The sequence below is a fragment of the Pectobacterium jejuense genome (assembly GCF_026800125.1).
Taxonomy (GTDB): Bacteria; Pseudomonadota; Gammaproteobacteria; order Enterobacterales; family Enterobacteriaceae; genus Pectobacterium; species Pectobacterium jejuense.
In genome coordinates this window covers 49,042-62,936 of record NZ_JAPQKX010000016.1, presented here as the reverse complement: position 1 = coordinate 62,936, position 13,895 = coordinate 49,042, and the positions used below count along the sequence as shown (strand labels likewise).

Genomic DNA, 13,895 nt, shown 5'->3' with positions numbered 1-13,895 from the left:
TTGAGTTCATTGAGTTCATTGAGTTCATTGAGTTCATTGAGTTCATTGAGTTCATTGAGTTCATTGAGTTCATTGAGTTCATTGAGTAAATCTAACGCCTGAGTAGACAATGGCACAAGATGTGACCTGCGCATTTTCATCCTTTCAGCAGTAATTTCCCAAATAGCGTTATCTAGATCAAATTCCGACCACAATGCAGCGCGTAACTCAATGGTTCTTACGCCCGCAATAAGCAGCAATTTCGTCGCTATCTGGACAAGCTTACTCCCGGTGTAACCCTCTAAGGCACGCAGAAAATCAGGTATCTAATCAGCTTTGAGGAACGGGAAGTGGTGGGATTGATGTACTTCGAGGGCACTGGAGAGATCCGCCGCAGGATTATACTCTGCCCTACCTGTAGCAATTGCGTAGCGGAATACTTCAGAGCAACGCTGTCGCACTTTACGCATTTTCTCCAACGCACCACGTTTCTCAATTTTACGCAGCACGTTAAGCAGTTCCAGCGGTTTAATCTCCCCTACAGGCCTTGCACCAACGTAAGGGAAAATATCGTTTTCAAACGCTTCGATAATATCTGAGGCATATCCTACCGACCATTTGGCAGACTTAAGTTGATGCCACTCTCTGGCTATCTTTTCGAAGGCGTTCTCTGACTCTGTTTGCAAAGCCAGCTTTTACTCTCTTCGAACTTCGCTAGGGTTCTTTCCTTCTGCCACAAGCTTTCGTGCTTCATAACGACGGGAACGAGCATCTGATAATGTGATCTTTGGGTAACCACCAAGAGAGAGCATTTTGGGTTTGCCGGCATAACGATAGCGGAATCGCCAGCTCTTGCTTCCATTAGGTTCTATAAGCAATGACAGCCCTTGCCATCTCCAAGTGTATAGGGTTTAGCTTCAGGCTTAGCGCGGCGAATCTGCATATCGTTTAAAGGCATGTGTATAGGAATCCAAGACTGAACAGGAACATATACATAATCCTATACACATTCAGTACCAGATTTTACTGGAAGGTTATGGACTAATACGGACTCAAACAGCAATAAAGTTGTTATAAAATAAGTAGTTTATGGATGAATAGGGTCGTTTGAGGAAGTTGAAATGGTGCCGATAATAGGAGTCGAACCTACGACCTTCGCATTACGAATGCGCTGCTCTACCAACTGAGCTATATCGGCTTTGGGATCGTCGTGGCGAGAGCCAGACGTGAACTACGGGGTGACAAATTAGTGATAATGGTACGCCAAGTCAAGCGTTTGGCGATCGTCTGCCGATTTTATCATCACCCTTACGTTGATAAGGCAGTTCTGATAATTTTCCGTACTAATAACGCTATAGGCTATAGCTTTTCGGCTTAACGGACGCACATGCAGAGTATGTTTCCTATAGTCCCCCTCTTCTTCGGGTGAAGTACCAGAAAGAGAGAGTACCTAATCATGTGAAAACACCATTTTATTTACAGATAAATATTCCTGTTTTATAAAGGGTGATATTTACAATAAAAATATCTTTTTACCTTTCCGATATAAATGCAATACATAACAAAACCCAAGTGTACGGTTTAGGATTATTCCCTATTCTTTTTATTTTCTATTTTGCTCTACTTAAATGACCAAGACGACAAGGAGGCGGTCTTAACATGAAGCTTTCAATAATACGTTGTCGACGACAAGGTTATTGTTAGCGTAATCATAGAGCGCTGTAAGAGGAAATAGACCATGAATATGAAACCATTGTTTTTAGGCTTAATTCTGGGAACCAGTTACATTGGCATGGTGGCAGCAAATGATCTGGATTCCGCCCGGGCGTCAGCAGAATCGGCCTTCAGTCACGATCGCACTGAAGCGAGAGAAAAAGCGTCAGAAGCGCGAACCAAGGCGCATGAGCATGAAGTCCAGGCGCGGGAAAAAGCGAATGATTTCAAAGCCGATCTCAAATCAAGGGAACCAGAAGCCAGAGAACGGGCAGACAAAGTCAAAGCTGATGTGAAATCCAGAGAATCCGAAGCCAGAAAAGACGCCGAAAAAGGCTGGGCCGACGTCAAATCGAAAGCGGATAGTTTTAACAGCCGCGCGGAAAAGAATGCTCGTGAAACCGCCGACTCAATCCACTCTGCCGCAGAGAAGCATCAGCGTTAATGTGAAATAACGCGTTATTGTAATAGAGGATAAGTAATTATTACTCTTTATCCTCCGATAGCAAAACAGGTTATGTATTTGTGAAACGCCGCACAAAGCATAGCCTGTTACTATTGGAGGATATTTCTCTTATGCGGTTATTTTATTGCGTTTGTATTGCTATATTAAGTTTTAAGTTAACTACATATAACACAGAAAAAAATCACAGTTGGAATGAGATGTCTTATTTAGAAAATATCTGAAATAAAAAGCGGAATAAAAATAACGCTGCGCATATCTCTCGATATACGCAGCAATGCATTGATTAGGCGCGAATCAAATCGTCGCCATAGCCAATCCACTTATAGGTGGTCAGCGCTTCCAGCCCCATTGGGCCGCGCGCATGCAGTTTCTGGGTACTGACTGCCACTTCCGCCCCCAGACCGAACTGGCCGCCGTCGGTGAAGCGTGTACTGGCGTTGACATACACCGCAGAGGAATCCACTTCACGCACGAAGCGTTCCGCATTGCTCAAAGAGCGCGTCAGAATCGCATCAGAGTGCTGTGTACCATGTTCGCGAATATGGGCAACCGCCGCATCCAGATCGTCCACCAGCGTAACGTTCAGGTCGTTAGAGAGCCATTCATCGTTATAGTTGGCTTCTTCCACGGCAACGACGATTGCCGGGCCACCTGTCAGATAAGGCATCGCTGAAGGGCTAGCGTGGAGCGTAACGCCTGCCGCCGCCATTTTCTTGCTCAGTTCCGGCAGGAAGCGGTCGGCAATACGTTGATTGACCAGCAGCGTTTCCAGGCTGTTGCAGGCGCTAGGGCGCTGCACCTTGGCGCTTTCAATGACCGTCAGCGCTTTGTCGAAATCGATGCTGTCGTCAGCATAGATGTGACAAACGCCGATACCACCAGTGATGACCGGAATCGTCGATTGTTCGCGACACAGCTTGTGCAAGCCTGCACCACCGCGCGGAATCAGCATATCTACGTAGCGATCCAACTTCAGCAGTTGATTGACCAGCTCACGGTCCGGGCTTCCAATCGCCTGCACCGCAGCGGCAGGCAGGCCGCAGTGCGACAGCGCCTGCTGAATCACTTTTACCGTCGCCGCATTGGTGCGGTACGTCTCTTTTCCACCGCGCAGAATCACCGCGTTACCGGTTTTCAGACACAGGGACGCCACATCAATGGTGACGTTCGGGCGCGCTTCATAAATCACACCAACCACGCCCAGCGGCACGCGGCGACGTTCCAGCTTCAGCCCGTTATCCAGCATGCTGCCGTCAATCACCTGCCCTACCGGATCGGTCAGGCGACAGACCTGACGCACATCGCTGGCAATCGCGCTCAGTCGTTCCTGCGTCAACAGCAGACGATCCTGCAACGCATCACTCATGCCATTTTGGCGCGCATCGGCTAAATCCAGCGCGTTAGCCGCCAGAATCGTCGCACTCTCGGCTTCCAGCAAATCCGCAATCGTCAGCAGCGCGCGATCTTTTTGAGCCGTGCTCAAGACCGCCAGCTGATAAGAGGCCGCTTTTGCCGCTTTACCCATTTGTTCAAGCATCGCGAACTCCTTAATTGATAATCATATCGTCGCGATGGATAGCCACCGGACCATATTCGTAGCCAAGAATCTCGGCAATCTGTTGAGAGTGGTGTCCGGCAATCATACGCAGCGCATCGCTATTATAACGCGTCACGGCATGCGCCACATCGCGACCAGCCAGACTACGCACGCGGATCACTTCACCACGAGAGAAGTTCCCTTCTACGGTGCGGATGCCTTTAGGCAGCAGCGAGCTGCCGCGTTCGAGGATCGCCGAGAGCGCGCCGTCATCAACGGTGATCTCCCCCGCTGGCGGTGCACCGAAAATCCAGTGTTTGCGGCTTTCCAGCGGCGCATCAAGCGCATGAAAACGCGTTCCGACGGAGATATCCGCAATCACATCGCCAATCACGCCCGGCTTGCTGCCTGCGGCAATCACCACATCGATACCCGCACGGCAGGCCACATCGGCAGCCTGCAATTTGGTCGACATGCCGCCCGTTCCAAGGCCCGACACGCTGTCACCCGCAATGCTGCGTAGCGCATCGTTGATGCCGGTCACTTCACGGATCAGCTCCGCATCGGGGTTATTGCGCGGATCGGCGGTAAACAGTCCGGCCTGATCGGTCAGCAGCAGCAGCTTATCTGCATCGGCCAGAATCGCCGCTAGCGCAGACAGGTTGTCGTTGTCACCCACCTTGATCTCGGCAGTCGCAACCGCGTCATTTTCATTAATCACCGGAACAATATTGTTATCCAGCAGCGCCCGCATGGTGTCGCGCGCGTTGAGGAAACGCTCACGATCTTCCATATCCGCACGCGTCAGCAGCATCTGCCCGACGTGGATACCGTAGATAGAAAACAGCTGTTCCCACAGTTGAATCAAGCGGCTTTGGCCCACAGCGGCCAGCAGTTGTTTGGTCGCAATCGTGGCCGGGAGTTCGGGGTAACCCAAATGTTCACGCCCGGCGGCAATCGCCCCTGAGGTGACAATAACAATCCGATGCCCTGCCGCATGTTGCTGCGCACACTGGCGCACCAATTCAACAATGTGGGCGCGGTTAAGACGGCGCGAACCGCCGGTTAGCACGCTGGTGCCCAGTTTCACAACCAAAGTCTGGCTGCCGCTCATAATTTTTCTGCCGTTGGATGTCAAAAAATAAGAATAAGGAAAACGTTGTAGCAGGACAGACGCGTTATGCCAACAGGCACAACGCGAAAACCTGTGAATAAATCGGGGATCGTCAGGAAAGCATCACGGTCGTGCGACGAGGGTACAGGCGGGTTCCAGCGAGTGCAGCTGTTTCTCTAGTCGGACATGAAAAGCCTTTCTGGCATTTTCCACCTGTTCCATCACGGCTTTGTCCTTGATTTTTTCTTCACGCCAGTTGCCCTGTTTATCGAACAAACCGTAGTGATAGTCATAGGCAAAGCCTTTGCCAGTATCTTCCACATTCAACCACCAGCCCCAGAACTCACGATTTTCTGGCGCAGGCTTGATATTGACGCAAACCGCCAGGCAATCAAAGAAGAACGCGGTATCCTCGCACTGCGCTTCACGGATATAAGGCCCCAACGACGTAAAATTTTTCATGAGTCGGCTTTTGGGGTGTCCACTCGGTAACATCATTTACGATCTCCTCTGGTTGAACCTTCTTTTTAGCAGAGAATGGCAATTTATCAACCACCTGGCGTCAGGTTACTGCCCGACGCCCGGCTTTTCTGCTTTTACACCGGCGTGCTCCTATGCGATCGGTTGACGCTGCACGGCAAAGCGTGAAAGCCCTGTTTCAGCGTGTGGCGCAGGCAATGCCAGCAGCGTTTGCAGGCGTTCAGCAAAATAAGCATGAACCGGATGTTTGCAGTCCAGCACGCTTCGCAGCTGTTCTTCCGTAAACGGCGTCAGCCTGAGCAGCGCTTCGAAGATCTCTTTCCGCTCGTCCTGCACGCTGAGTGACAGCGGCGTGATTCCATCATCATTGCTTTGGCGGAGATCCGCACCGTAGACATGCAGTATCGCCAGCATGCGGGCAGATACCGATTCAGGGCGCGGCGGGAAATCAATAGAGCGGCGGCTCGTTATCGCACACAGCGCGGGCGTCATTCCGTCTGCGCCACGTGCATTCGGATTTGCGCCATAGCGCAGTAGCACTTCCAGACAATGCTGTGCGCCCTGTTTCGCCGCCAGCATCAGCGGCGTCATCCCGTGTTCGCCCCACGCGATGTCTTTCTCCATCCCCAGTTGTAGCAGTACCTCAAGCGTTGTTTTACGCCTTTCCGACGTCACGCCCACATTATAAATAACGCGATGCAGCGGCGGAGCAAGGCGGCTTGCGGTTTCCGCACTGAGGCTAACGCCTTGTTGAATTAGCCAGTTCAGCACCTGTGGACGACACCCTGCCGCAGCGGCGTAAGCCATGTTCATCCCGTCTGGTGCCGTGCTATGCAGGTTCATTCCACAGAAATGCAGATGCCGGAAAATATCAAGCAGCACGCTTTCATGCGGGCTGGACGGTGAATACAGGAGAAGTGCCATCCCCAGCGGCAGCGCACCGCTTTCTTGCAGTACATGCTGCTGATTGAAATCAGCGCCATACGCTATCAGCAGATCGAGCAAGTCAGCATGATATTGTCCGGTGGAGATCATCGCGTCACAAAGCGTATAAAGCGCTGGCCACGTCGTAGGTGTGTCGTCCTCCTCCTCCCACATCGTATAGCCAATATTGGGAGAAGCGCCCAGTTCCAAAAGATGCTGGAGAGAGGAAGAAAACACGCGATGGACGCGGCTATCCGTTACCGCAGCCTTGACTTGCAGCACAAGATATTGCGCCAGCACCGTACCCTGATTTACATCATTTCCGCGCTCAGCATCGCGTTCGTACTCTGCGTCATCCTCATCATCGTCAGGTTCGTGCTGTTCAAAACGTAGCGGATAACGGCGATCGAGATCGGCAGTCCGTTCCGCAATACGCCGTACCAGCGCAGGAGGAAACGACCTTTCCAGCGCATCCAGCAGGACGCTGTGCGCAGGCACATCGCAGCGCATATCTGGGAATGCTTCTAATAAGAACGCACACAACGGCGCAGGCAAGCCGCAATACAGCGCCATTTCCAGCCAGGTCACCGAGGTTTTCTGTTCCTGATTTTTCAGGGTTTGATTAAACGACAGCGTGAAGCCCGATTCCAACATCCCTTCACGTGCAGCCTGTGCAACGATCGGCTGAAATACCTCCAGCGTCATCCATGATCCGGCGTGCCGAAATACCGTTTCCAGTATCGACGTTCCCGTCAGGCGTACCGGACTATCCACATGGAACAGCCGCATTAACAAAAAGCGATCCTGCTTTTCCAGCAGAATATCGACGGGATGGCGTTTCTCAGTCTCAGAATGGAACAGGACGGGCTGATTGATATCCAATCCGTTTGCCAGCAACACCCCCAACATCGTACTGCGCTGAGAATGGGTATAAACCTGACTTTCAGGCAGATCAAAAAAGCAGTGTAGCCAACCGCGCCCCTGATTATCATAAAAATCCAGCCGGGCACCGTGCTGTAAAAGTAATGCTGCAATCTCAGGAGAGTAAGACGTGATAGCCGCGAAGAGCGCACTTTCGCCCTCAGGCGTTTCGATACTCGCCCCTTTTTCCAGCAGATAGCGGACAAGATCGAGCTCCGTGTCGCGATCTCGACTCAACTGATGCAAAACCGTTTGCCCGTCGCTCAGCGCGTTGATGTCGCCTTTAGCTGTCAGATAGCGATCGATCAGTTTCCGCTTCTTGCTGGTGGGGACATCAGAGAAGCAAATCGTCTCTAACGTATCCGTTTTGGAAGATGAACCAAACATATGCGACGTCCTTATAGCGGCAACGAATGATGGGAAGACAACGACTCGCCAGCGCTGAGTCGCGCAATCTGTTGGCGCAGCTGATCGGAGAAATAGCAGTAGCGGTTGCCCTGCGCCAACCAGTCCAGCAGCCGATGCATGTCATCCAGACTGGGAGACAGTATCTCCAGTAGCGCTTTGAACACCGCTTCGTGTTTATTGCGGATACAGCGAACCAGTAGATCGTTACCCTCTTCGTCCACCCGCGTTATCGTCACGCCATACTGATGAAGCAGGGTCACAATTCGCGCCGCCGCCGCATCTGCGCGGTGTAGCGCACAGAGCAGGGGCGTCATACCATTAGCACTACGGGCATGCGGATTGGCTCCCCGCGCCAGCAATACCTCGGCACACTTCGCTTCGCCATAGTAGGCCGCGCACATTAGCGGCGTGAATTGTTCATCAATCGAGAGCTCATCAATATTCGCGCCGTTATCCAGCAGTACTGCGACGGTTTCAGCACGCCGTTCTGGCGTCAGTGCTTCATCGCTATACAGGCTGATGGTTTTATGCAGAACGGGGGAATTGTCGAATCCGCTCAGGGTGTGAATATCTACACCGTGCGCAATAAGCCACTGTAAAACCTGTGGTCGAGAGCCAATTCCCGCAGCGGCTGCCGTGTTGATCAGGTAAGCATTGGTCGCCTGCAAATCCATACCGTGTTCGTAGAGGTAGTTCATCACCTGAAGCAGCACATCTTCATGTGTCGAATTGTAGCCGCGCTGAAGCAGCGTAATGCAGAGCGGTTCGCTGACCGCACTTTTCTTCACGTTGAAATTCGCGCCGTGTGCCACCAGTAAATCCAGCAGGTCGGGGCGAAAGTTATTCGCCGACACCATTTCAACGCAGACGAGGTAAAGCAATGACCAGTTCCGCATTTCATAGCTGCGCCCTCCACTCATTTTATCGACCAGAGGCGACGCGCCGTATTGCAGCAACAGGCTCATGGCATCGTAAAAATAGGCGTAATAGTCAGGCTCGCTCAGCGCCTTTATCAGACGGTTGTCCACAAACTGCATCATGGCCGAGCTACCGACGTCAGGGTACGCATCAGCCTCCCACCCACTCTGTTTTTTCCGGCCAGAAGAAATGAACAGGGAATAAGGTCGGTCAATATCTGCCGTTTTTTGAATAATTCGCTCCACCAGCGCGGGCGAATAGCGGTTAAGCAAGACATCAAGAACAAAGCTGTAGCTGCTTAAATCGCAGCGGATATCAGGATAGGTATCGAGCAAGCACTCACAGAGCCGTTCGTCCGCAGCGTAAAAAATGGCCATTTCCAATAGCGAGCCATCAGTACGGATCTTCTTGTCTTCGGAAAGAATCACGCCGGGCTCACGATAAGCCGATCCCCCAGCCCGTTTCACGATCTGCTGAAAGAGCGGCAGTGGCAGCCACTCGCTTTTATAGTTAAAGAGGCGTTCAAAAATGCCGGTTTCGGCGAAATGAATCGGGGTATCGAGCTGAAAGATGTGCTCCAGCAGGCTCACATCCTTCTCACACATCACGATCTCGATCGGAAAGCTGGTTTCCAGTGATGTCCAGAAAATGGTTTCACGATTGAGATCCAAGCCGTAGCGTAACAACAGATCCAGCATTTGCTTACGCTGGTCGTCGGTGTAGGTATGTCGATCCTGAGGACAGTACAGGTAATTCAGCCACGAGTTGCTGAAGAAATTGAGGTAGTGCACATCAGCGCCGTACTGAAGATAAAGCTCGGCAAGCTCCAGATGGAAAAACTCGATCGCATTATGCAATGCGCTGAATCCTCCAGGCTGTTCAATAAAAGCCCCTTTATCCAGCAGGTAACGGACCAGTTCAATATCCGGTGCGTCCGTATTGACCGTTAGCAAACCGAGTATATTAGCAGTATGGCGTTGCCTTTCATTGATGCTGCCGCCCTGCGCCAGAAAGCGGTCGATTTGTCGTTTTTTCTTTTCCAGCGGTAGTTCTGAACAGCAGATGTCATGCAGGCTTTGCTGCTGACGAGACAATATTCCCCACATCATTGCATCCCTCAACGATCCCCAAACGGGTAAAAATGATAATTTATCAACCACCTGCGATAATAACGCACATCCATACTCTTGTCCGCGCAGGCTTCCCTAAAAAGCAGTTGCCGAGCGACGCCGGGTACTCAATACTCAGGTCTCTTCGTTTTCGTTCATTGAGAAGTGACACCTTATGCCACATTGTATCGCCGAACATTCCTCAGACATTGATATCAATGCCCTACTTCCTGCGATCTATCGCGGCGCGCTCGAATCCGGTTTATTTTCCAGTGACGGCAGCGACATCAAAGTTAGATCCCTCGCGTACGATAACTACACGACCGGTGGCCAACGGGCTAGCTTCATTCATGTGGCAGTCAAGATACTGTCCGGACGGACGGGGGAGCAGAAAAGCAGTCTCTCCAATCTGGTACTTCAGAAGATTGAAGCGCTGGGATTGAAGAACCTGTCAGTGACGGTTGAAGTGGTTGATATGGACAGGCTTTGCTACGCCAAAAAGCTCCTGTGATCGACGGTGCTCGTCTGGCAGGAACTGCGGCCTGTGTAGCGATAATTCGCCTGCACAGACCGTGCGTTACGCCTGATCTTTTATACTTTATCCTGCAACCATCCACTGATTTGCTGTAGTGCGCGGTGGAAATTCTGGTACACCGGCGAGAAATTAACCGGCAGCAGTTTCCCTTGTGCGGATGAATTCACAATCAGGTTGGCCTCTTCTTTCGGGCAGAGCGGATCGTTATCCCAGTAGCCTGCCAGCATCGGCGTCGGGCAGCGGCGTCCTAGCAGCCCCTGCGTTTTCAGCGAATAGCGCCCCAGCTCGGTTTTCAGTGAGGTATCCGTCGAGAACGGCATACCCAGACGGCTCGCCAGCACATCCATAAACATATCCGGCACCTGCTGCTGGCGATTCGGATCGCTTAACAGGTGGTGCACGACGGGTCCGAGACAGGCCACGCCGCGTAAGCGTTGCGATTCCAGGTACGCCAGCCGAACGGCAATATTGGCACCAAAGCGGAAGCCAAACGCCACAACGCGGGTGTGATCGACCCACGGGACATCCGGCAGCGCGCGCAAGACCTGCTGATGCAGGAAACTGGAATCCTGAGTCAGCTTCCAGCGGGAAGAAAATCCAACGGAGGGAACATCAATCGTCAGCATTGCCATGCCCGCTGGCGCAAAATAGTCCTGAAACAGGCGATGATAATCGCTCTGCAACATTTCCAGGCTGCCGCACATCAGAACAGTTGGGAAAGGCGCTTTCGCCTGCGCTGGCATATGCAGAAAACCGGTCAGCGTACCGCCGCCCGTAATCGGGAAGGTTAATTCTTTGAGTTCATAAGGCAGGTACTTGGCGGCCTCTTCATAGGCACGATTTGCCAGCGTTTGCGCCTGCTCCGCCAGCTCATCGCCTTTAATATGCGGGTAAGCAGCAATGCTGTAGAGGTTGGCAGCATTCAACCAGAGTTGCCCGGTTTGTGCATCCTCTTCACTCTCGAGCGCCCGCTGCTGCCAGTCTGCGCCCTGCTTCGCCCATTCATAAATCCAGTTACCGCCTCGGTAGCCGATCACCGTATCGAGCAGTTGCTCGCTGCTTCTGTCAGCCTTACTGGCAGCAATGCGCGACAGCACGTCTTCGATTTCCCACGGGTCGACACCACGCCAAATCCACATCAGCCGGTTAATCATCCGATACCAACTGCGGGTCTTCTCCCCTTCCAGCGTAGAATGCAGCCCCTGTACATCCTGACTATGCCGCGTACGTCTGACCAACGTCGAGGTTTCTGGATGTTTAAAGGATGGTTTGAATAGCGTTTCAGACAGGTTAGCTTGCGCCACAGCAGCCTCCGTTAATGTAAACCGCTGTTAGCGGACATCAGACGACTTCTTCGTCACCCGTTAAAGTGTAACGAACTCAGGCCAGAGAAGACAAATATCAACGGCAGAAACACACGATCGGATCAAAGCCTGCGCTAGAAATTACAACCGTTCAGAAACAACAATCGTCAAAAACAACAATGCCCGGCTAAACCGGGCATTGGGGGAAATCGATATTCGCTCTGGCGATTAACGGCCAGACAAAGGCGGAACAAACACCACGCCCATATCCCACGGCTGTTCAATCCAGGTGTCCTGGGGGATATCAATCACGTAGTCGTCAACCAGCGGTTTACCAGCAGGTTTCGCGAAAATGGTCACAAAATGCGCTTTCGGGTACATATCACGAATCGCTTTCGCCGTACCGCCCGTGTCAACCAGATCGTCAATCACGATAAACCCTTCGCCATCTCCCTCGGCACGCTTCAGCACTTTCATTTCGCGCTGGTTGTCATGGTCATAACTGGAGATGCAAACGGTATCAACGTGACGAATGCCCAGCTCACGCGCCAGTAGCGCGCTTGGCACCAGACCACCGCGGCTGACGGCAATGATGCCTTTCCATTGATCGGCAGGCAGTAAACGCTGTGCCAGTTTGCGGGCATGAATTTGCAACATATCCCAGGTTACGACGTACTTTTCGCTCATAAAATATATCCCAGCCGAATAAAAAACGGCTTAAGTTGAGTCTGAGGGGGGAAAAAGGTTGCGCGAGATTATAGATAGCCAACAACATAAAAACCAGTTTTTCTCAACGTGAGAATCGAGTTTTTCCTGACAACCTGCGCCCTGCCAAGCCCGTTGATTCATATTGCAGCAGGGAAAACAAGACAGGGCCGACGGTAATTCCCCTGCTTTGATGGAAAATGATATTCTGTTGTGACACGCCATGTTCCGTGGCTAACCGCGATTAACTTTTAACCTGTAGCCCTGCCTGCCAGAACACCAAGGCTGGCCGCTAAAAAGGAGACTGAAATAGTGTCTGAATTGTCTCAACTTTCCCCCCAGCCGCTGTGGGATATTTTCGCCAAGATCTGTTCCATTCCGCACCCGTCTTATCATGAAGAAGCACTGGCCGCGCACATTCTGGAATGGGCTAAAGAGAAAAGCATCTATACCGAGCGCGATCAGGTCGGCAATATTCTGCTGCGCAAAGCGGCAACCGCAGGCATGGAAAATCGCAAACCTGTCGTGTTGCAGGCGCATCTGGACATGGTGCCGCAGAAAAACAACGACACCGTACACGATTTCACTATCGATCCGATCCAGCCTTATGTTGACGGTGAGTGGCTGAAAGCACGCGGTACAACGCTGGGCGCAGATAACGGCATTGGTATGGCGTCTGCGCTGGCGGTGCTGGCCGATCCGAACGTCGAGCACGGTCCGCTGGAAGTGCTGCTGACCATGACGGAAGAAGCCGGTATGGATGGCGCGTTTGGTCTGCAACCTAACTGGCTTCAGGGCGAAATCCTGATCAATACCGATTCGGAAGAAGAAGGCGAGATCTACATGGGTTGCGCTGGCGGTATTGATTTCATTACCCGCCTGCCGCTGGTGCGCGAACTGCCACCTGCCGGTTACCACACGCTGAAGCTGACGATTAAAGGGCTGAAAGGCGGCCACTCCGGCGGCGACATCCATCTGGGACTGGGCAACGCCAACAAGCTGCTGGCACGTTTCCTGTTCGAGCAGGCGAAAGCGCTGGATATCCGCATTCTCGATCTGAACGGCGGGACGTTGCGTAACGCAATTCCGCGTGAAGCCTTCGCCACGCTGTCACTGCCTGCCGCGAACGTCGAGCAATTGAAATCGCTGAGTCAGGACTATCTGGCCGTGCTGAAAAATGAGCTGTCTGCCGTTGAGAAAAACGTAACCGTACTGGTGGAAGCCAGCGACAGCAATGAGCATCCGCTGACGCAGGACAGCCGCGATCGCCTGCTGGCACTGCTCAACGCCACGCCGAACGGCGTGATCCGCATGAGCGACGAAGTCAAAGGCGTGGTGGAAACGTCGCTGAACCTCGGTGTTGTTACGATGGAAGACGACCACGCGGAAATTATCTGCCTGATTCGTTCACTGATCGACAGCGGTAAAGACGCCGTCGTCGGTACGCTGACGTCGCTGGGCCAGTTGGCTGGTGCGAAAACGTCACCGAAAGGCGGCTACCCAGGCTGGCAGCCGGATGCCCATTCGCCGGTCATGGCGCTGGTGCGCGAAACGTATCAGAAGCTGTTCAACAAGACGCCGAACATCATGGTGATTCACGCCGGTCTGGAATGCGGTCTGTTCAAGAAACCTTACCCAGACATGGATATGGTTTCTATCGGGCCGACCATCACCGGGCCACACTCGCCGGATGAGCAAGTGCATATCGGCAGTGTCGATCTGTACTGGAAATTGCTGACAGCGCTGCTGAAAGCGATTCCGCCACGCGCGTAATCACGTAGT

At 52.4% G+C, this 13,895-nt stretch carries 10 protein-coding genes, 1 tRNA gene and 1 pseudogene; 3 read left to right on the top strand and 9 right to left on the bottom strand.

Features of this window, described 5'->3' with window-relative positions; all coding sequences use genetic code 11:
• Window positions 1-74: 74 nt before the first annotated feature.
• Both NXT09_RS21110 and NXT09_RS21105 read right to left on the bottom strand, forming a co-directional pair.
• Window positions 75-937: pseudogene (locus tag NXT09_RS21110) on the bottom strand (tyrosine-type recombinase/integrase); the annotation flags it as partial.
• 164 nt (window positions 938-1,101) lie between these two features.
• A tRNA-Thr gene (locus tag NXT09_RS21105) sits at window positions 1,102-1,177 on the bottom strand.
• A 540-nt stretch (window positions 1,178-1,717) separates the two neighbouring features.
• Between NXT09_RS21105 and NXT09_RS21100 the strand changes: the two genes are divergently transcribed.
• Entirely contained in the window at window positions 1,718-2,137 is a 420-nt protein-coding gene (locus tag NXT09_RS21100; RefSeq protein ID WP_095700377.1) for a hypothetical protein, read from the top strand.
• 304 nt (window positions 2,138-2,441) lie between these two features.
• Here NXT09_RS21100 and proA read toward each other — a convergent pair whose 3' ends face one another.
• From proA to NXT09_RS21075, 5 genes are all read right to left on the bottom strand, one after another.
• On the bottom strand, window positions 2,442-3,695 hold the full coding sequence (gene proA / locus NXT09_RS21095) for a glutamate-5-semialdehyde dehydrogenase (RefSeq protein ID WP_268581074.1): 1,254 nt from the start codon (window positions 3,693-3,695) through the stop codon (window positions 2,442-2,444).
• 10 nt (window positions 3,696-3,705) lie between these two features.
• The gene (proB, locus tag NXT09_RS21090) at window positions 3,706-4,809 is read right to left on the bottom strand and encodes a glutamate 5-kinase (RefSeq protein WP_014916394.1); all 1,104 of its coding nucleotides are present in this window, start codon (window positions 4,807-4,809) and stop codon (window positions 3,706-3,708) included.
• A gap of 123 nt (window positions 4,810-4,932) precedes the next feature.
• Window positions 4,933-5,307 (bottom strand): sigma factor-binding protein Crl, encoded by a 375-nt coding sequence (gene crl / locus NXT09_RS21085; RefSeq protein ID WP_205554750.1) that lies wholly within the window; start codon window positions 5,305-5,307, stop codon window positions 4,933-4,935.
• 114 nt (window positions 5,308-5,421) lie between these two features.
• Window positions 5,422-7,521: an ankyrin repeat domain-containing protein gene (locus tag NXT09_RS21080; RefSeq protein ID WP_268581073.1), complete on the bottom strand. Its 2,100-nt coding sequence runs from the start codon at window positions 7,519-7,521 to the stop codon at window positions 5,422-5,424.
• Between the two features lie 11 nt (window positions 7,522-7,532).
• The gene (locus tag NXT09_RS21075; protein ID WP_268581072.1) at window positions 7,533-9,569 is read right to left on the bottom strand and encodes an ankyrin repeat domain-containing protein; all 2,037 of its coding nucleotides are present in this window, start codon (window positions 9,567-9,569) and stop codon (window positions 7,533-7,535) included.
• Window positions 9,570-9,744: 175 nt separating this feature from the next.
• Here NXT09_RS21075 and NXT09_RS21070 point away from each other — a divergent pair, with 175 nt between their 5' ends.
• Window positions 9,745-10,080: a 5-carboxymethyl-2-hydroxymuconate Delta-isomerase gene (locus NXT09_RS21070; protein WP_268581071.1), complete on the top strand. Its 336-nt coding sequence runs from the start codon at window positions 9,745-9,747 to the stop codon at window positions 10,078-10,080.
• An 80-nt stretch (window positions 10,081-10,160) separates the two neighbouring features.
• On the opposite strand, the gene frsA is transcribed toward NXT09_RS21070, so the two are convergent.
• Window positions 10,161-11,408: an esterase FrsA gene (gene frsA / locus NXT09_RS21065; RefSeq protein ID WP_268581070.1), complete on the bottom strand. Its 1,248-nt coding sequence runs from the start codon at window positions 11,406-11,408 to the stop codon at window positions 10,161-10,163.
• A gap of 228 nt (window positions 11,409-11,636) precedes the next feature.
• Complete coding sequence (gene gpt, locus NXT09_RS21060; protein WP_010282559.1) at window positions 11,637-12,095, bottom strand: xanthine phosphoribosyltransferase; 459 nt, start codon at window positions 12,093-12,095, stop codon at window positions 11,637-11,639.
• 330 nt (window positions 12,096-12,425) lie between these two features.
• Between gpt and pepD the strand changes: the two genes are divergently transcribed.
• The gene (gene pepD / locus NXT09_RS21055) at window positions 12,426-13,886 is read left to right on the top strand and encodes a beta-Ala-His dipeptidase (protein ID WP_268581069.1); all 1,461 of its coding nucleotides are present in this window, start codon (window positions 12,426-12,428) and stop codon (window positions 13,884-13,886) included.
• The last annotated feature ends 9 nt before the right edge of the window (window positions 13,887-13,895 follow it).

Bases quoted from the DNA above. Each gene is read 5' to 3' on its own strand.
- NXT09_RS21080 (WP_268581073.1), bottom strand. From the start codon at position 7,521: ATGTTTGGTTCATCTTCCAAAACGGATACGTTAGAGACGATTTGCTTC.
- proB (WP_014916394.1), bottom strand. From the start codon at position 4,809: ATGAGCGGCAGCCAGACTTTGGTTGTGAAACTGGGCACCAGCGTGCTA.
- proA (WP_268581074.1), bottom strand. From the start codon at position 3,695: ATGCTTGAACAAATGGGTAAAGCGGCAAAAGCGGCCTCTTATCAGCTG.
- NXT09_RS21100 (WP_095700377.1), top strand. From the start codon at position 1,718: ATGAATATGAAACCATTGTTTTTAGGCTTAATTCTGGGAACCAGTTAC.
- NXT09_RS21070 (WP_268581071.1), top strand. From the start codon at position 9,745: ATGCCACATTGTATCGCCGAACATTCCTCAGACATTGATATCAATGCC.
- gpt (WP_010282559.1), bottom strand. From the start codon at position 12,095: ATGAGCGAAAAGTACGTCGTAACCTGGGATATGTTGCAAATTCATGCC.
- crl (WP_205554750.1), bottom strand. From the start codon at position 5,307: ATGATGTTACCGAGTGGACACCCCAAAAGCCGACTCATGAAAAATTTT.
- NXT09_RS21075 (WP_268581072.1), bottom strand. From the start codon at position 9,569: ATGATGTGGGGAATATTGTCTCGTCAGCAGCAAAGCCTGCATGACATC.